The following is a 19,171-nucleotide window of genomic DNA, read 5'->3' on the forward strand; positions in this document are numbered from 1 at the left end:
GTGATCCGGGTCACGAGGTGACCGCATAGCTCCTCGTCGGCGCGCAGCCGGGTCCGCCTACCGCTTGACGCGGGCGGTCGCGGCCCGGAGCAGGCGGGTCCGCGCCACCTCGAGGGCGAAGTGTTCATCCCGGTGTTCCGCTACGGGCTTCGCGTACCAGGGGAGGCTACGGCGGCGCCACTTGGCCGGCCCGAGGTTCTCCGGGAGTACCGGCAGGGTCGACGACCAGGGGCCGAGCCGGAGTTGCCCCGTCCAGCGCCCCGTCGGCAACTCCGTGACCGGCACCCGCACGACGAAGTCACCGCCGCCGGACTGTGAGGCCGGGCGGGCAGGAAAGGCAGCGGTGCCACCCTGGCCGTCCTCGAGATGTACGGCGAGAGCGCCCTCCGGGCGGGAGGCGAGGGTGCACCGGCCGGTGAACTCCAGCTCCGTGGGGGCATCCTCGGCCCACCGCACGCTGTGCAGACTCATCTGCGGCAGCACCTTGTGTTTGCGCTCGCCGATGTCGAGAGTGACGTTGCCGTGCGGCTTGGTCGCGTAGAGGGTGACGGCGCGGATTCCGCCTGGGGTGTGCAGGACGTGCGTCGTCGCGGCGCCCGAGATGTCGGGATCCCGCTTGCTGCCGATGCGGACCTCTCGAGTGATGCCCTGAGCGCCGATCGCGAGGGAGATGTCCCAGAGTCCGTCGGTGAGAGGGGCGCCGTCTGCTGCAGTGGTGATGTCGACGACGGCTCGGAAGCCGGCGTTCTCGTAGGCGTATAGCCCCTTGTCCTCCTCCTCGCCGAGGCCTGGCGTCGCCGTGTGGGTGACCGGCAGCCGGTACTCCGTGCCGGTGCCGCGCTCGCGGAGGACGACATGGGTGCTCACGTCCTCGGTCGCGATCCGGTGCAGATAGCCGTACCCGGTGAGGTGCAGAGCCGTGCCGCGCAGTTCGGCACCGGTGACGCGGTGGCGCGCCCCGAGCTGCCGGGTGATGTCGTAGCAGGCGTCGGGGACGGAACGGGAAGGGGCACGGAAGAAGGGGTACTGGGCGTAGGCGCGGCCGCCGTCGACGAGGACAGGGGTGGAGACACCGCTCGGGCCCAGCTCGTTCTCGAAGCGGATCAGCTCCAGCAGCTCGTCCAGCATCGTGTGGCGTACGAGGTGCAGGCGCAGTCTGGCCATGGCCGACAGCCGGTCGTTCAGCCCCTCGTGCCACAGCGGGGCGATGACCTCGGCGAGTCGGGCCAGGGACTTCTCCTGGTCGGGGCGGGGCTCGTGCGCCAGGTGGTCGAGCAGTTGCTGCACCTCGACGGTCAGGTGACGGTGCGCCAGGTGATCACGGCCGGGGCCGGGTGGCACCTGCTCTAGGAGCATGTCGACCACGCGAGGCAGGAACCGCAGCCGGGGCTCGGATCCGCCGGCCTGCACGGTGATGTTGCCGCTGTCCTCACGCTCGACCCAGAACAGGCAGTCGTAGTCGGCGAGTACGGAGATTCCCTCGGCGTGCAGGTAGGCGGGGCCGACGAAGAGCTGATCCTCGCCGATCTTCAGATCCGTCGGGAATCGCAGCTCCAGCCGCTCCAGCAGGTCACGGCGGAACAGCTTCATAGGGTTGAGGGTCCAGTACACGCGGGACGAGAAGACGTCGGTCCGCGGCTGGTTGCGTCGGAACATCGAGGTGGGCGCCCCGCGTCCGCCGACCCCCACCATCTTGCCGAGCACGATGTCGGTGCCGTTCTTCTCGGCCATGGCCACCATGCGTTCCAGGGCCTCGCGGCCCAGGTAGTCGTCTGCGTCCAGGAAGAAGACGTACTTCCCCCGGGCGTGGTCGAGCCCCTTGTTCCGGGGGGCTGAAGGGCCGCCGGAATTCTCTTGGTGGAATACGCTTAACAGCTCCGGGTATTTCTCCGCGAGCCGGTCGAGTTCCTCACCCGTTCCGTCGGTCGAACCGTCGTCGACCGCGATCACTTCCAATGCGTCCCAGCCGATTCTCTGCTCGGCTACGGAGGTGATGCACCGTGTGAGATAGGGCATCGCATTGTACGCAGCGATAATCACCGAAACGACAGGGCTGACCATCGTAATACTCCCCCAGAGAAACGAGGCACGCCCCGTTCTCCGGCTTGGTCATGGGCGCCGGCGGTCTATTCGCGTGCGGGGAAAGGTGCCATATGGGATGTGAAGTTACCATGAAGTAGGTGTGCCTGTGAAGTGGCCTCATGAAGAAGTGCCAGCTCAGGGCACCTTTCGGCCAAGTGGCCTGATGGGCGCTATGTCCATTTCTTGGCTGCGGTTGCGCCTTCGGGTCGCGGTGTGTGGGGGTTGACATTCTTTACCCGGGCCATATTTAGTCTGCGCTTACAACTTTCATAGCGGGTGGGGGGTTCTGCCCGGGTGAGCCCAAGGGGTGGGGTGTGCGTACGCGTATGCGTCAGGGCCGGCTATTGGCTGCGACAGCAGGCGGATTTGCCTTGGCTATAGGCAGTCTCTCGGTGAGCTCCCCTCCAGCGGCGGCAGCCACCTGTGCGACTGGAACGGTGAGTGACTTCAATGGTGACGGTGTCGCCGACACAGTGATCGCCGACCCGAACGCGGCGGTGAACGGTGCCAAGGCCGCCGGGCTGGTGCGTATCGTGCTGGGCGGGGGCAAAGGTGTCTCGGAGATCTCCCAGGCGATGAACGGCATGGGTGCGACCCCTGAAGCCGGTGATCAGTTCGGCTTTTCCCGCACGTCGTACGACGTGAACGAAGACGGATGCACCGACCTGGTCGTCGGTGCCCCCTACGAAGACGTTGCCAAGGACGGAAAGCAACTGGTCGACGCGGGTGCCGTGTATGTCATCCACGGCACACCGGCCGGCATAGGGCCGGGCTCGAAGGTGGAGGGGTACACCCAGTCGGAACTCGACCCCAGCACGTCCACCGAGGCGTACGACTGGTTCGGTCACGCGGTGAGGGCTGGGAGCACGGCGAGCGGCTCGCCGTATCTCGTCGTCGGCGTGCCGGGCGAGAACGTCACCGTAGGCGGGACGACTCATACCGACGCCGGATGTGTCGCGTACGTTCAGGGAGCGACGAGGGTTTCAGTGAGCCAGAAGGACCCCGGTGTTCCCGGTGACGTCGAGGCGCACGATCGCTTCGGCTACTCGCTGGCGGGAACGAACCGCTTCTTCGCCGTGGGCGCCCCGGGGGAAGCGATCGGGACCGCCAAGTTCGCCGGCGGTGTGAGTGTCTTCAGCCACGCGATGGCCGGTGGCCTTCCCACGCCCCTGGTCGGGCTCGACCAGGACGGCGCCGGAGTCGCGGGTACCGCCGAGGCGGGTGACGGGTTCGGCACCTCGCTCTCCATGACGAGCTACCGGCCCGGCGACCAGACCTACAACTCGGACGTACTTCTGGCCGTTGGCACGCCGGGAGAGGACGTCGACAAGACCGCCGACTCCGGCGGTGCGGCGGTGTTCCGAGTCCAGCCGTCCGGCACCTACACGGAGGTGGCGGCGATCGACGCTGCGGACCTCGGGGAGGCCCCGGCCGCCGGAGATTTCATGGGACAGCGCGTGACGATCGCCAACACCAATAGCGCTGTCGTGACGACGACCGCGACGGTCCGGCTCGCCGTCGGTGTGCCCGGCAGGGACACCGCCTCGGCCAAGGACGCGGGGGCAGTACGCATCCTCCGCCCCCTGGACACCGCCGTCAGCTCGACCGACAAGATCCTTGTCCGTGGTTCAGGGCTGCCCGGCAAGGCCACCACGCGTGACTACAACGGCACGGCTCTGACGTCCGGGTCTGCCTACCTCTACCTCGGAGTGCCCCACAGCAAGGCTTCCGACTCGCCCAGCGGAGTGCTCTACGTCGTGCCGTGGACGGACATCGACGGCACGACCACCGTCGGCACCACCACGTATCTGCCCGGCGAGGGAGGACTGCCCGACGAGGGCGTCGCGTTCGGAACGGTCGGATGAGCAGGAGAGCGGAAACAGGGAAGCACGTCACGATGAAGACCCGACGCCGTAATGCCGCTGTCGTCGCCACGCTCACGGCGCTGCTGGCTGCAGGCATGAGCGGGGCACCCGCTGCCGAGCAGGCGGTCGCCCAGGCCGCGCCCACGGGCAACGACACCGACGTCCCGGCCCTCAGCATGACCGACGCCCGGGTGCGGGCAGCGAAATCCGGCAAGCCGGTGGAGATCATCGGCCTGCGTAGCGAGCGCAGCACCACCGTCGCCAATCCGGACGGGACCTTCACCAGCACTGAGTACGTCAAACCGGTTCGCACGCGGAAGAACGGCACCTGGACGGACATCGACACCACTCTGGTCGAGCAGAAGAACGGCACCTTCGCGCCGAAGGCCGCGCTGACCGCGATGTCCTTCTCCGGCGGTGGGGACACCACCTTCGCCGAGATAGAGAAGGACGGCCACACGCTGTCCCTGAACTGGCCGGACGAACTCCCCGAGCCGAAGACGGACGGCCCCACAGCCACGTACGCCGACGTCCTGCAGGGCGTCGACCTGAAGGTCACAGCGAGCGCCGAGGGCTTCTCGCACCTCCTGGTCGTCAGGAACGCCGCGGCCGCGGCCAACCCCGAGCTGGCGCGGCTCGAACTGCCCGTCGACACTTCCTCGCTGGAGCTGTCGGAGACCGAGGACGGCGGGCTCGCCGCCACTGACAGCGGGTCCGGGGGGAGCGTCTTCGAAGCGCCACAGCCGGTCATGTGGGACTCCCACGAAGGGGCGGCTCAACAGCCGGCCGCCCCTGGAGCGTCCGACGGAGAAACGATCACTCCGCCGGATGGTGTCCAGGTCACCGATGTCGCCGTGGACCTGGAGCCGGGCACCATGACCCTCACCCCCGACGCGAACATGCTCGCCGACCCGGACACCGTCTATCCGGTCTACATCGACCCCGTGGTCAAGACAGCGAACCGCAGTGGCTGGACCATGGTGTCGTCGCACCACTCGAGCGCCGAGTTCTGGAAGTTCGACGACGACGAAGGCGTGGGACGGTGCCCCACCGACGTGTCGTACCGCTGCTCCAGTAGCCATGACGTCAAGCGCCAGTTCTTCGCGATACCGACCGGCGGATTCAAGGGCAAGGACATCGTCGACGCCGAGTTCGCCGTGACGATGGTGCACACCTACAGCGACTCCGGACGTGAGGTACAGCTCGCCCGGGTCAACAGCACGGGCGCGAGCGCGATCAACTCGTCGACGAACTGGTCGAACCAGCCTTCCTCGAAGGAGACGATCACATCCAAGTCTCCGACCAATCCGGCTGGTTCGTGCACCGCGACCAACCAGAACGTGCGCTTCGGTGTGACGGGCACGATCCAGAAGGCCGCCGACAGCGGCTGGGACACCACGACGTTCCGGCTCAAGGCGGGCAGCGAGTCCGACACCTCGTACTGGAAGCGCTTCTGCGGCAACGGACACCTCTCGGTGACGTACAACCGGCCACCGCTCCGGCCTGAGCAGGACGACCTGAACATGACGCCCGGCGGCAGGTGCGAGTACGGAAGCGCCACCGAGCACTACGTGACCAAGCCGCCCACCCTGTACGCCGTCGTCAAGGACTACGACCATGGAGACCTGGGCTCCAACTCGGAAACCCTTCAGGCCGAGTTCAAGGTGTGGTGGACCAACAGCTCCGGTGGCGAGGTCGTCCACTACGCGAAGACGGGCAAGAAGAGCACGTTCGACGCGAGCAAGGACGGCCAGACCGGCCAGGCGACCTTCAAGTACACCGTCGGTTCCGACCTGTCGGCGGACGGCAAACCAGGCTTCTCCCTCCCGAAGAACACCACCATCGCCTGGGCGGTCCGTGGCTACGACCAGAAGGCGTCAGGGCCCTGGTCGACCGACGGTGGCCAGACGCGATGCGAGTTCATCCTGGACGACAGCAAGCCGCAGGCTGCGGCGATCACGTCGTCCCGGTATCCGAGCGACGACGAATGGCATGCCGGTGTCGGCGACTACGGCGACTTCACCATGGACTCGCCGGCCGCGGACGTGACGCAGTACAGGTACTACTTCACCGGTCCGCGAGCTGACACCACACGGAAAACGGCGGAGGCCCGGCCCGTGGGTGGTCCGGCGACCATCCGCTGGATGCCGCCGGCCGAGGGTTCGTACACCCTGCATGTAACCGCGGTCGACGGTGCGGGGAACCCCCAGAAGACACCGACCAGCCATGTCTTCCTGGTCAGCGACGGCCGTGCGCCGGCGGCGGCCTGGACGCTCGGTGATGCCAGGAACTCCTCGAAGGCCGCGGGCAGCAGCGGTGCGCCGGATGCCACCGCCGGCACGGGGGTGACGTTCGGAACGGAGGGGCCGTTGGGCCCGACCGACACCGCGGCATCGCTGAACGGGACCGAGAACGCCTACCTCGACGCGGGCGAACCCGCTGTCGACACGGGCGGCACCTTCTCCGTGAGCGCCTGGGTGATGTTGCCCTCGCTGCCCACCGAGAACGTCACCGTCGTCAGCCAGGACGGTACCGCCCAGCCGGGTTTCGAGCTGGGGTACGACGTCGATTCCTCCTCGTGGAGCTTCCGCATTCCGGTGAGCGACATCGAGTCGCTCGGCTCGTGGAAGGTCTCCGGTGCCGCGGCCGTGGCCGGCAGCTGGACCCATCTCATCGGCGTGTATGACATCGAACTCGGCAAGATGATGTTGTACGTCAACGGTGTGCTCGTCGCCGATGACGTACAGGCCCGCCACACGAAGTGGAACGCCGTTGGAGCCCTTCAGATAGGCCGAAGGATCTCGCTTGAGGGATACACCAACCACTTCAAGGGCAGCATCGCCGACGTCAAACTTCACGACCGCGTCATCCCGCCCACTGAAGGACAAGAACTCGGCGGTATCCAGCCCCGCCAGCTCGCCTACTGGCAGCTGGACGAGGCGGCGAACGGCATCTCCCCGGAGATGGCGGGCGGTACCGGTCTGACACTCGGCGGCGGTGCCTCCGTGTACGTTCCGGACGACTCCTGCGACCCCGCTGCCGACCCCGAGTGCGTTCCTCCGGCCGCACCGCTGTGGGGAGATGGGCACTTGGCCCTGAACGGCACCGGTGCCCACGCGACGCGACCCGCCGGGCGGCTCTCCGCGCAGGACAGCTTCACGCTGACGGCTCGCGCCCGGCTGGCCTCGGCGAATCCGACGAGGGACCAGACGGTGTTGGCCCTGTCCGGCACCAACGGCAGCGCGATCAAGGTGCGGTACAGCGCCGCAGCCGCCCGGTGGCAGCTCGTGGCCACCAGCGAGGATGCGGTCTCCGCGACGGCCGTCTCTGTTCCCGACGCGGCCCACCTGCCCAGTTCACAGGGAGCAGGAGACCACCTCGCACTGGTCTACAACGCGGTCTTCGGCGAGGTGCTCCTCTATGTCAACGGCGCTGCAGTGGGCAAGGCGTCCTGGGACAACACCTGGGACTTCAGCAAGACGAGCCTCCAGGTCGGCAGGGCGCGGACCGGAGCGGCGGCGCAGGAGTACTTCTCCGGTGCTGTCGACGAAGTCCGTATGTATCAGGGCCCGCTGGATGCCGCGTTGATGGCGCTGGTGGCGGTCCTGCCGGCCGGCGCCGCCATCGAAGAGTCCTCCGCGTAACACCTCCCATCCCGTGGTGCGGGCGGCGCAGTATGGCGTCCGCACCACCGGCCCCTGCGCTCTTACTCCCCCCGATACCTCATGGAGATGTCATGTCCTCGCCCCCATGGTTCCGGTCGCGCAGACCGGCCTGGCGCAGCGGCCGTCGTGGTGCGGCGGTGCTGCTCGGCCTGGCGTTGTCGACAGGCTTGCTTCCGCAGTACGCACCCGAAGCCGCCGCCGATGAGGGCATGAAGTGGCCCAAGGCGCAGACGAACCTGGACGATCCGGTCCGTGGCAGGACCGCAGAGCCCAAGGCCTTCAAGAAGACCGACCAGGCTGAGAAAGCGGCGGTCCGTCAGGCCGACGACGTGCGCTGGCCTGCGGCGGGCAGTGCCGGGGTCGAGCTGTCCGGCAAGGCCGTCAAGGCCGCTGGGCTGCCGGTGCGGGCGAAGGCGGCCGGAGGCAAGAAGGCCGCAGAGTCCATACGCGTCGAGGTGCTCGGCCGGAAGGTGGCTCAGGCGGCCGGCGTCGACGGCGTCCTGTTCACCGTGGCCCGCTCCGACGGTGAGGCCGCCAAGGGCAGCGCTCAGGTCACCCTGGACTACTCGGACTTCGCCGGCGCATACGGCGGCAGCTACGGCTCCAGGCTGCGCCTCGTCCAGTATCCGGCATGCGTGCTGACGACGCCGGAAGAGAAGGGCTGCTCGACACCGACGCAGCTGAAGAGCTCCAACAACGCGGTGGCGGAAACGCTGACGGCGACGGTGAGTGCCGCCGGAGACGCTTCCGGCCCGGCCCCTCAACTCCACCAGGCCCGGTCGAATGCCGCCTCCGCCACCGTCCTTGCCGCCACTGCGAGCGGCGGTGGTGACGGCGGGGACTACAAGGCCACCGGCCTCTCCTCTTCGTCCGAGTGGGGCGTCGACACTCGGTCCGGCGCCTTCACCTGGACCTATCCGCTGACCACGCCGCCCGTACCCGGTGGCCTGCGACCCAGTGTCGGCCTGGGCTACAACTCCCAGTCGATCGACGGCCAGACGGCCACGACCAACAACCAGGGCTCGTGGGTCGGGCAGGGCTTTTCCTACGAGCCCGGCCACATCGAGCGCCGTTACAAGCCCTGCGCCGACGACGGCCACGACGACACCTATGGCGACCAGTGCTGGGCGTACGACAACGCCACACTCGTCCTGGCCGGCGGCTCGTCCGGCGAGATCATCATGGACGACGAGAAGGACAGATGGCGGCTCAGCAACGACGACAACTCCAAGATCGAGAAGCTGACCGGTACCACCAACGGTGACAACAACGGCGAGTACTGGAAGCTGACGACCACCGACGGCACGCAGTACTTCTTCGGCCGCAACCGGCTGCCCGGATACAGCAGCGGCAACGAGGAGACCGACTCCACCTGGACGGTCCCCGTCTACGGCGACGATCTCAAGGAGCCCTGCTACAAGGCGACGTTCGCCGACGCACACTGCGATCAGGCCTGGCGCTGGAATCTCGACCACGTCATCGACCCGCACGGCAACGCCATGTCGTTCTTCTACGGCAAGGAGATGAACCACTACACCCAGGGCCTGAAGACGGGCGAGAACGGCAAGCCGTACGTCCGTGGTGGGTACCTCAAGCGCATCGACTACGGCCAGCGCGAGAACAAGGCGTACTCGACCAAGCCTGCGGCCCAGGTCGTCTTCACCACCGGGGAACGCTGTCTCGGCGCGCTGACCGACTGCGAGCCCGGAGATCTCACGGACGCCACGGCCGCCAGATGGCCGGACGTGCCCTGGGATCAGAACTGCAAGGCGAGCACCAAGTGCGTGGGTCAGAACTCGCCTACCTTCTGGACCCGCAAGAAGCTGACGAAGATCACCACTCAGATTCGTACCGGCGACTCCCAGTACAGCCCGGTCGACGAGTGGAGTCTCACCCACCTGCTGACCGACAACGGTGACGGCTCCAAGGCCCTGTGGCTCGACCGCATCGACCACACCGGCAAGGCCGGCACCGATGCGTCCCTCCCGTCCGTCAAGCTGTACGGCAAGCAGTTCCCCAACCGCGTCGACAAGCCCGGCGACAACATTCAGCCCTTCCACCGCTACCGCCTGTCGGGCGTGGAGAACGAGACAGGCGGCGCGCTCAGCGTCGCCTACGCTCCCGCCGAGTGCACTCCTGCCGACCTGCCGGCCGAGGACGCCTCCAAGAGGCGCTGCTTCCCGGTGAAGTGGAACCCGCCGGGCGAGGAGGATCCCATCCTCGACTGGTTCCACAAGTACGTGGTCGAGTCCGTGACCGAGACCGACCTCACCGGTGGCAACCCCGACCAGATCACCTCCTACACCTATGTCGGTGACGCCGGCTGGCGCAAGAGCAGGGCCGACGGCATCAGCAAGGCGGAGTACCGCACGTGGGGCGACTGGCGTGGCTACGGCAAGGTGCGCGTCGTCACATCGAAGGGCACCAACTCGGCCTCCAACACCAAGACCGAGCACGTCTTCTTCCGCGGCCTGGACGGTGATGTGAATGCCGGCGGCACCGCCCGCTCGGCATCGGTGACCGACTCCAACGGAGTTTCGTACGAGGACACGGACTGGAAGGCCGGCCAGGAACTCGAAACCATCACCTACGACGGCTCCCAGGTCACCGAGAAGTCGGTGATGGTGCCGTGGACCGTGGTGACGGCGACCGATGCAGAGAGCTGGGGCACCCGCAGAGCGCGCTACACGGCGAACGGTTCGACCGACACCTATGTGGCCCTCGCCACCGGTGGTTGGCGGCGCACCCGGGCGACCACCTCGTACGACCCGGTGACCGGCCGGATCCGCCAAGTCGATGACTATGGCGAGGTCGGTGTCGCCGACAACCAGTGCGTCCGCACCGAGTACGCGGACAGCGAGAGCCGGCACATGTACGCGTACGTCTCGCGCGTGGAGAAGGTCGCCGTCGAGTGCGCCGTGGCGCCCGATCGCAGCACGCAGGTCATCTCCGACGACCTGTCGTTCTACGACGGCTCCACCACGCTGGGCGCCGCGCCGGTCAGGGGGGATGTGACCACGACCAAGCGGCTGGAGTCGCACAGCGGCCAGACGGCGACGTACCGGACGACCGCCGTGACGACGTACGACGACTTCGGCCGTCCGCTCGTGGTGAAGGACGCGGAGACGGCCTCGTCCTCGACGGCGTACACCACGTCGACCGCGTACACGGAGACGTACGGCCTGGCCACCAAGTCGGTGGTGACCAACAGGGCGGGCTGGACGGCCACCACGGAGTACGCACCGCAGTGGGGTGTGCCGACTGCCAAGGTCGACCAGAACAAGCGGCGCACCGAGCTGGCGTACGACGGGCTGGGCCGCCTGACCTCGGTCCGGCTCCCCGACCGCATCGGTCTGAGTCCGTCGATCAAGTACGAGTACCTGGTCCGCGCGGGCGACGACGCGACCGCCGTGCACACACAGAAGATTGAGGAGGACGGCAAGTCGTACGGCAGCGAATGGACGCTGTACGACGGCCTGCTGCGGCCCCGGCAGGAGCAGACAGAGGGGCCAGGTGGCGGCCGAATGGTCGCCGACACCCTCTACGACGGTTCCAACCGCGTGGTAGAGGTCAACAACACCTACTACGCTGCGGGCGCCCCGTCCTCGAAGCTCTTCGAGCCGGTCAACGCCGACCTCACCGGGCAGACGGTGACGGAGTACGACGGGGCCGGCAGGGTCACCGCCTCCGTCTTCAATGTGCAGGGCGAGGAGAAGCACCGCACGTCGTACGCCCACGGTGGCGACCGCGTCACCACGACTCCGCCGACAGGCGGCACGAAGACCACGGTCGTGAAGGACGCCCGCGAGCGCACCACCCATCAGATCCAGTACCCCGAGGACGGTGACGCGGTCACCACGTCCTACGGCTACACCCCGGCCGGCCAGCTCCAGAAGGTGACGGACGACGCCGGAAACGCCTGGACGTACACATACGACCAACTGGGCCGCAAGAAGAAGGCTGTCGACCCTGACACCGGCACGTCGGAGTTCACCTACGACGCCCTGGACCGTCAGACGTCGGTGACGGTCAACGGTGACAAGACGTCGACCAAGTACGACGAGCTGGGCAGGGCCGTCTCCACCTGGCAGGGGGAGCCGGAGACCGGTACCAAGCTGTCTATGTCGACGTACGACTCCGTCGCCAAGGGCGAGTTGTACGGCGTTTACTCCTACAAGGACAACGCGATCCACTCGTCGGTCACCTATCCGACCCTCGACGCCGACAACGACTACCAGCCGGTCTCGACGAAGTACTTCCTGTCGAAGACGGCCGAGCCGCAGCTGGGCGGGACGTACGAGTTCACCGCACAGTACAACGACGACGGGACACTGAAGGGCGAGGGCCTGCCCGCGGCGGGCGGTCTGCCCGCCGAGGCCCTCGGCCACACCTACGACGGGCTGCAGCGGGCGACAGGGCTCAACTCCTCGCTGGGCGGACTCAGTTACGTCACCAGCGTGTCGTACTCGCCGACCTCGGACCTGGAGCAGGTGGAACTGTTCACCGGCGAGTCGGCCGCGAAGAAGACGCTGCTCAACAACACGTTCGAGGTCGGGACGCATCGCCTGATCAACACGAGCGTCAGGGTGGAGGGCGCGTCCAGCGCCGCCTACGACGCGGACTTCACGTACAACGCTGTCGGGGATGTCCTCTCGATCGCGGACACGCCCGGCAGCGGCCCGAGCGACGTGCAGTGCTTCGGATACGACGGCCTGCGCCGTCTCACCGACGCGTGGACCTCGTCGGTGACATCGAACGGAGCCAAGGGCACGGGCAGCGCGGACGCGGCCTGCACGGCCGGGGCGTCGTCCTCGACGGTCGGAGGGGTGTCCCCGTACTGGACGGAGTACGCCTATGACGCGATCGGCAACCGCAAGAGGGAGGTCCGGCACGGCCTGAACGGCGCGCCGACCTCCACGCGGACCTATGCCTACGGGGAGAAGTCCGGCCCGAACGGCACGGATTCCGGTCCGCACACGGTGTCGTCGGTCGTGGAGAAGAAGGCGGCCACGAGCACCACGCCCGCGGTCACTTCTCAGGACACCTATACGTACGACGTGTCCGGAAACACGAAGACACGAGTCCTGAACGGTGACACCCAGTCCCTGGACTGGGACAAGCAGGGCGAGCTCACGAAGGTCACGAACGCCGACGGCACGGTGACGCGGTACACGTACAACGCTGCGGGCGAGCGGATCCTCAGGGACACCTCCGGTGAGAAGACGTTCTACCTGCCGGGTATGGAACTGCACCTGGACAAGTCCACGTCCAAAGTGACGGCGACCCGCTACTACTCGTTCGGCGGCATGCGGATCGCCATGCGGGAAGCGGGCGGCGTCCACTACCTGGCGTCGGACCACCAGGGCACGGCGCAACTGGCGGTCAACGCGAAGACCGGCGAGACGACGCGCCGCCGCACGGACCCGTTCGGAAACGCCCGTGACGAGTCCAAGTCGTCGGCGTCATCACCGGGCTGGGTCAACGACAAGGGATTCGTGGGCGGCACAGTGCAGGCGTCCACGGGCCTGACCACGCTCGGGGCACGCGAGTACGACTCCGACACGGGCCGCTTCATATCGGCGGACCCGATCATCGACCACACCGACCCGCAGCAGATCAACGGCTACTCGTACAGCAACAACAATCCGGTCACCTTCTCCGACCCGAGCGGCCTGAAGCCCGACGACTGCATTCACGTCGGGATCACCTGCACCCCGGAACGCAACGGCGGGTGGGATGTCAAGGCGACGGACACCTACTACACCTACTACGGCGTCAAGAAGCCGAAGGAGGCGCCGGCCCAGCACCGGGCGCGTCAGCAGCAGGCCAGGGCGGACGCTGCCAAGCAGCGGACGGTCGCCGTCGCCAAGGAACTGGCGACGATAGTCGCGGACGAGCTGGGCATCACCGATGCGCTCGACTGCTTCACCACGGGGGCGTTGGGCTCCTGCGGGGCCACGGCACTCAACGTGGTGTCGTCACTCGTGGCCGGCGGACCGCTGGCACGGCTGGCCGCGAAGTACTGGAACAAGATGGACAAGGCCTGGGCCCTGATCAAACGGATCGGGGGCCTGAGCCGCAGATTGTGGGACAGCTTCCAGGACTGGCGCAAGAGCGGCAAGGCGGCCGACGAGGCGACGGAGGCCGTGGGCTGCAACAGCTTCACGCCCGATACCAAGGTGTTGATGGCCGACGGTTCCGCCAAGAAGATCAAGGACGTCGACATCGGCGACAAGGTCTTGGCGACCGACCCGAAGACGGGCGAGACCAAGGTCGAGACGGTCACAGCCGAGATCAAGGGCAAGGGCCTCAAACACCTCGTCGAGATCACGGTGGACGTCGACGGCAAGAGGGGCGCGAAGACGGCTTCGGTCACGGCGACCGATGGTCACCCGTTCTGGGTGCCTGCGCTGAGGGAGTGGGTCGACGCCACTGATCTGAAGGCGGGGGAAGGGCTACTGACCGGCGCGGGGATGCGTGTCCAGGTCACTTCCGTGGAGCGGTGGACCGCCGGTTCGGCCACGGTTCACAACCTCACCGTCAGCGACTTGCACACGTACTATGTGCTGGCGGGCGAGACGCCGGTTCTCGCTCACAATGCAACGCCAGGTCAGAAGTGCGATCTGACGCTGGGCGCTGGCCCGAATGCCCGAGAGGGAGTAGGTCTGGAGAACGGTGACATTGAAGCAGATGGCGTTCGAGATCTGATCAATGAATCCGGAAATAAGCACGGCTGTCACACTTGCGATGCCACGACCCCCGGCACCAAGGACGGGGACTGGATTCCAGATCATCAGCCGCCGTCTAGTCTCGTCGATCCCGGATCTCCTCAGACGGCGTATCCTCACTGCCTGCCTTGCGCTAGGAGGCAGGGTGGGGTCGTCTCACAACTTTCACAAGGAAAGAGCAAGAAGGAATGGTAGCTAATAGCCCTGTGGTTGCATTCCTGGCAAAAATCGAGCACGGATGCCTGATCTTGCGGGATGCGGGAAGTGACGATGACGTCAGCGACTGGGACCCGGTGTCGAGCAGCTGGTATCGAGAGGGCAGTTCACTCATCTTCGGCGTTCAGGCCAGTGTCGATGGTCCTGTCGAATGCGAGGTATGGAAGTCGGATCCGTCTGCGGTGCTCCCTGCGAACCTCTTTGAGGTGACACTCCCATGCCCGTCCGGGTGGCTCGTATTGCACGACCCGAACGAATACGCCCGAATGCAATTCACGGGATTCCGTGGGTCTGTGATTTGTTCGGTAATGGTGGATGATCCGCAGTTTCCGTCAAAGGTTCAGATCTTGCTGAGGGGAGAAGGTAAGTAGCTTCTTGACGCTCGCAGGAACGGGCGAGGCTATATTCAGGGGTCTCGCCCAGTTTTCTCGCATGCGGCGTGAGGGTGTAGTTCCCCTAGGGGATGCCGACCTTCCCGCGCCATTCCGAACTGCAAAGTTGAGGCCCCGTCAGGTGTGTCCTGACGGGGCTTCTGCATGGGGTGACGGCAGTAGTTGACGCCAACCGGCTGGTGTCAGCCAACCAACCCCAACTCCCGCGCGATCAGCATCCGCTGTACCTCGCTCGTGCCCTCGCCGATCTCCAGGATCTTGGAGTCGCGCCACATGCGGGCGACCGGGTACTCGTTCATGAAGCCGTAGCCGCCGTGGATCTGGGTGGCCTCGCGGGCGTTGTCCACGGCTACGGTCGACGAGTGGAGCTTCGCGAGGGCCGCTTCCTTTTTGAAGGGGTCGCCGGCCACCAGGCGGGCTGCCGCGTCGCGCCAGGCGAGGCGGGCCGTGTGGGCCTTCATCTCCATGTCGGCGATCTTGAACTGGATGGCCTGGTTGGCGGCGATGGGCTTGCCGAAGGCGTGGCGCTCCTTGGCGTACTTGACGGACTCGTCCACGCAGCCCTGCGCCAGGCCCGTCGCCAGGGCGGCGATCGCGATGCGGCCCTCGTCGAGGATGCGGAGGAACTGGGCGTAGCCGCGGCCCTCCTCGCCCAGGAGGTTGGCGGCCGGGACGCGGACGTCCGAGAAGGACAGCTCGCGGGTGTCCGAGGCGTTCCAGCCGACCTTGGAGTAGGGGGCGGCGACCGTGAAGCCGGGGGTGCCCGACGGGACGATGATCGAGGAGATGTGCGGCTTGCCGTCCGGGGAGCGGCCGGTGACCGCCGTGACCGTCACCAGGCCCGTGATGTCCGTGCCCGAGTTGGTGATGAAGCACTTGGTGCCGTTGATCACCCACTCGTTCGTGGAGGAGTCCAGGCGGGCCGTCGTCCGGGTCGCGCCCGCGTCGCTGCCGCCGTCCGGCTCCGTCAGGCCGAACGCGCCCAGGAGTTCGCCCGAGCACAGGCGGGGGAGCCACTCTCGCTTCTGGGCTTCCGTGCCGTAGCGGAAGACCGGCATCGCGCCCAGCGAGACTCCGGCTTCGAGCGTGATGGCGACGGAGGAGTCGACCCTCGCCAGTTCCTCCAGGGCCACGCCCAGCGCGAGGTAGTCGCCGCCCATGCCGCCGTACTCCTCGGGGAACGGCAGGCCGAACAGGCCCATGCGGCCCATCTCGCGGACGATCTCGTACGGGAACTCGTGCCGCTCGTAGAAGTCGCCGATCTTGGGCGCCACCACCTCGTGCGCGAACTCCTCTACCGTGCGGCGGAGTTCCTCCAGCTCGGGGGAGAGTCGGTAATCCATCGTGATCAGTGCTCCTCGGGGTCCACGAAGTCCTCGTGGGACAGGGCTCGGACGGTGCGGGACGGGCTGGGTCGGCCCAGGTGGGTGGCCATCCACGCGCTCGTGGCGACGAGGCGGCCGAGGTCGATTCCGGTGTCGATGCCGAGGCCCCGCAGCATCCACACGAGGTCTTCGGTGGCGAGATTGCCGGTCGCCGACTTCGCGTACGGGCAGCCGCCGAGGCCCCCCGCCGAGGCGTCGATGGTCGTCACGCCCTGCTGGAGCGCCGCGAGGGTGTTGGAGAGGGCCTGGCCGTAGGTGTCGTGGAAGTGGACGGCGAGGGCGGTGGGCGGGATGCCCGCCTCGTCCAGCGCCGCGAGGAGCGCGACCACATGGCCGGGGGTCGCGACGCCGATGGTGTCGCCCAGGCTCAGCTCGTCGCAGCCCATGTCCGTCAGGGCCTTGCAGACCTTCACCACCTGGGGGATCGGGACCGCGCCCTCCCAGGGGTCGCCGAAGCACATGGAGAGGTAGCCCCTGACCTGGGCCCCCTCCGTCTTGGCGCGGGTGACGACGGGGTCGAACATCGCCAGGGCCTCGTCCACCGTGCGGTTGAGGTTGGCCTTGGCGAAGGACTCCGTGGCGCTGGCGAAGACCGCGATCCGGCGGGCTCCGAGGGCCAGGGCGCGGTCCAGGCCGCGTTCGTTCGGGACCAGGACCGGGAGGGCGGCGTCGAGATCGCCGAGCAGAGGGAACAGCGCTTCCGCGTCCGCCAGTTGGGGCACCCACTTGGGGTGGACGAAGCTCGTCGCCTCGATCGTCGACAGGCCCGCGTCGGCCAGGCGGTGGATGAACTCCGCCTTGATCTCCGTCGGGACCGTCGCCTTCTCGTTCTGCAGGCCGTCGCGGGCGCCCACCTCGTGGATGCGGACGCGGGAGGGGAGGTCCTCGGCGGGGACCGTCATCGGGAGACCGTGGGCCGTCATCACTCCGCCTCCTCGTGGGGTGCGATGACCGCCAGGACCTGGTCCATGGCGACCGTCGAGCCCGGCGCCACGTCCAGCTCCGTGACCTTCCCGGCGTGCGGGGCGGAGATGACGTGCTCCATCTTCATCGCCTCCACGACCAGCAGGCTCTGGCCCGCCGTCACCTCGTCGCCGACGGCGACCTTCACCACCGTCACCGTGCCGGGCATGGGCGCGGTGAGGGAGTCGGCGCCCGCGTGGGCCGCGCGGCTGAGCGACGCCGCCACCGGGTCGTGGTCGCGCACGTGCCAGGCGTCGCCGTCGCGGCCGAGCCAGTCGGCGGCACGGTGGAAGGCGTGGCGGACGCCGTCCAGGGTGACCGAGACATGGTCGCCGGTGACCGCGGCGGTGCCGCGCGGGGTGTGCTCCAGCTCCTCCTGCACCCTCAGATGGAAGGACGGCGGCTTCGGCCTGCGGCCCAGACGCCAGCCCGACGGGACCGAGAACGGGTCCGTCCACCCGCCGGGTTCGGGCGTCAGCGCCTCCAGGCGTACGGCCGCCGCCGCCTCGTAGACCTCCTCCGGTACGTCCGTGGGGATCAGCCCCTCGACCTCGCGCTCGACCAGGCCCGTGTCCAGGTCGCCCGCGATGACCGCCGGGTGGGCGAGCAGGCGGCGCAGGAATCCGGCGTTCGTCTGCACGCCGAGCGTCACCGTCTCCGCCAGGGCCGAGCGGAGCTTGCGCAGGGCGGTCGCGCGGTCGGGGCCGTAGGCGATGACCTTGGAGAGCATCGGGTCGTAGAGGCTGCCGACCTCCGTGCCCTCGGTGAGGCCCGAGTCGGTGCGGATGCCGTCGCCCTGCGGTTCGCGCAGGCGCAGGACCGTGCCGCCGGAGGGGAGGAAGCCGCGGGCCGGGTCCTCGGCGCAGATACGGGCCTCCACCGCGTGACCGGTCAGGGTCACGTCCTCCTGGGCGAAACCGAGAGGCTCGCCGGCCGCCACCCGCAGCTGCCACTCGACCAGGTCCAGGCCGGTGATCAGCTCCGTGACCGGGTGTTCCACCTGGAGACGGGTGTTCATCTCCATGAAGTAGTACGAGGACGGGTCGCCGCCGTTGACGATGAACTCCACCGTGCCCGCGCCCCGGTAGCCGCAGGAGCGGGCCGCCTGGACCGCCGCCTCGCCCATCGCGGCACGCGTCCCCTCGTCGAGGAGGACGCTCGGCGCCTCCTCGATGATCTTCTGGTGGCGGCGCTGGAGGGAGCACTCGCGCTCGCCCAGGTGCACGACATTGCCGTGTCCGTCGGCCAGGACCTGGATCTCGATGTGCCGGGGGCGGTCGATCCAGCGCTCCACCAGGAGCGTGTCGTCGCCGAAGGAGGCGCGGGCCTCGCGGCGGGCCGAGGCGATCTCCTCCTCCAGCCGGGTCAGGTCCCGCACCAGGCGCATGCCCTTGCCGCCGCCGCCCGCGCTCGGCTTCAGCAGCACGGGCGCGCCCAGCTCACGGGCTGCCTCGGCCAGGTCCGGGTCGCGTCCACCGGGAACCACGGGGACCCCGGCGGCCATGACGGTCTCCTTGGCGCGGATCTTGTCGCCCATGAGGGAGATCGCGTCCGCCGGAGGGCCGATGAAGACCAGGCCCGCCTCGGTGCACGCCCGCGCGAAGGCGGCGTTCTCGGCGAGGAAGCCGTAGCCGGGGTGGACCGCCTGGGCGCCGGTGCGGGCGGCGGCCTCCAGCAGGCGCTCCGCCGACAGATAGCTCTCCGACGCCGGGGCCGGGCCGATCCGCACCGCCGTGTCCGCCTCGCGGACATGCCGGGCGTCGGCGTCCGCGTCGGAGAAGACGGCCACCGAGCGCACGCCCATCGACCGCAGCGTACGGATGACGCGTACGGCGATCTCGCCCCGGTTGGCCACAAGCACTGTCTCGAACATCG

General features: G+C 67.9%; 7 protein-coding genes. 3 read left to right on the top strand and 4 right to left on the bottom strand.

The annotated features are described in order from the left end of the window. Positions 1-57: 57 nt before the first annotated feature. Positions 58-2,061, bottom strand: a complete 2,004-nt coding sequence (locus tag KJK29_RS24120; RefSeq protein ID WP_215121209.1) for a glycosyltransferase family 2 protein — start codon at positions 2,059-2,061, stop codon at positions 58-60. 458 nt (positions 2,062-2,519) lie between these two features. On the opposite strand from KJK29_RS24120, the gene KJK29_RS24125 reads away from it, so the two are divergent. The 3 genes from KJK29_RS24125 (at position 2,520) to KJK29_RS24135 (ending at position 14,535) form a co-directional block, all read left to right on the top strand. Then, positions 2,520-3,947 (top strand): integrin alpha, encoded by a 1,428-nt coding sequence (locus KJK29_RS24125; protein WP_251057921.1) that lies wholly within the window; start codon positions 2,520-2,522, stop codon positions 3,945-3,947. 32 nt (positions 3,948-3,979) lie between these two features. Continuing rightward, positions 3,980-7,591, top strand: a complete 3,612-nt coding sequence (locus KJK29_RS24130; protein WP_215121210.1) for a LamG-like jellyroll fold domain-containing protein — start codon at positions 3,980-3,982, stop codon at positions 7,589-7,591. Between the two features lie 92 nt (positions 7,592-7,683). Beyond that, on the top strand, positions 7,684-14,535 hold the full coding sequence (locus tag KJK29_RS24135) for an RHS repeat-associated core domain-containing protein (RefSeq protein ID WP_215121211.1): 6,852 nt from the start codon (positions 7,684-7,686) through the stop codon (positions 14,533-14,535). A gap of 595 nt (positions 14,536-15,130) precedes the next feature. Here KJK29_RS24135 and KJK29_RS24140 read toward each other — a convergent pair. From KJK29_RS24140 to KJK29_RS24150, 3 genes are read right to left on the bottom strand one after another with little or no spacing between them, the layout of a single operon-like run. Further along, a complete protein-coding gene (locus tag KJK29_RS24140; protein ID WP_215121212.1) occupies positions 15,131-16,291 on the bottom strand; it encodes an acyl-CoA dehydrogenase family protein in 1,161 nt (386 codons plus the stop codon). A gap of 5 nt (positions 16,292-16,296) precedes the next feature. Then, positions 16,297-17,256 (bottom strand): hydroxymethylglutaryl-CoA lyase, encoded by a 960-nt coding sequence (locus KJK29_RS24145; RefSeq protein WP_215121213.1) that lies wholly within the window; start codon positions 17,254-17,256, stop codon positions 16,297-16,299. Then, positions 17,256-19,169, bottom strand: a complete 1,914-nt coding sequence (locus tag KJK29_RS24150; protein WP_215121214.1) for an acetyl/propionyl/methylcrotonyl-CoA carboxylase subunit alpha — start codon at positions 19,167-19,169, stop codon at positions 17,256-17,258. The genes KJK29_RS24145 and KJK29_RS24150 overlap by 1 nt, the downstream gene beginning before the upstream one ends. Positions 19,170-19,171: the final 2 nt, after the last annotated feature.

Origin of the sequence: Streptomyces koelreuteriae (assembly GCF_018604545.1) — a bacterium.
Taxonomy (GTDB): Bacteria; Actinomycetota; Actinomycetes; order Streptomycetales; family Streptomycetaceae; genus Streptomyces; species Streptomyces koelreuteriae.

Bases quoted from the DNA above. Each gene is read 5' to 3' on its own strand.
- KJK29_RS24120 (WP_215121209.1), bottom strand. From the start codon at position 2,061: ATGGTCAGCCCTGTCGTTTCGGTGATTATCGCTGCGTACAATGCGATG.
- KJK29_RS24130 (WP_215121210.1), top strand. From the start codon at position 3,980: ATGAAGACCCGACGCCGTAATGCCGCTGTCGTCGCCACGCTCACGGCG.
- KJK29_RS24135 (WP_215121211.1), top strand. From the start codon at position 7,684: ATGTCCTCGCCCCCATGGTTCCGGTCGCGCAGACCGGCCTGGCGCAGC.
- KJK29_RS24140 (WP_215121212.1), bottom strand. From the start codon at position 16,291: ATGGATTACCGACTCTCCCCCGAGCTGGAGGAACTCCGCCGCACGGTA.
- KJK29_RS24145 (WP_215121213.1), bottom strand. From the start codon at position 17,256: ATGACGGCCCACGGTCTCCCGATGACGGTCCCCGCCGAGGACCTCCCC.
- KJK29_RS24150 (WP_215121214.1), bottom strand. From the start codon at position 19,169: ATGTTCGAGACAGTGCTTGTGGCCAACCGGGGCGAGATCGCCGTACGC.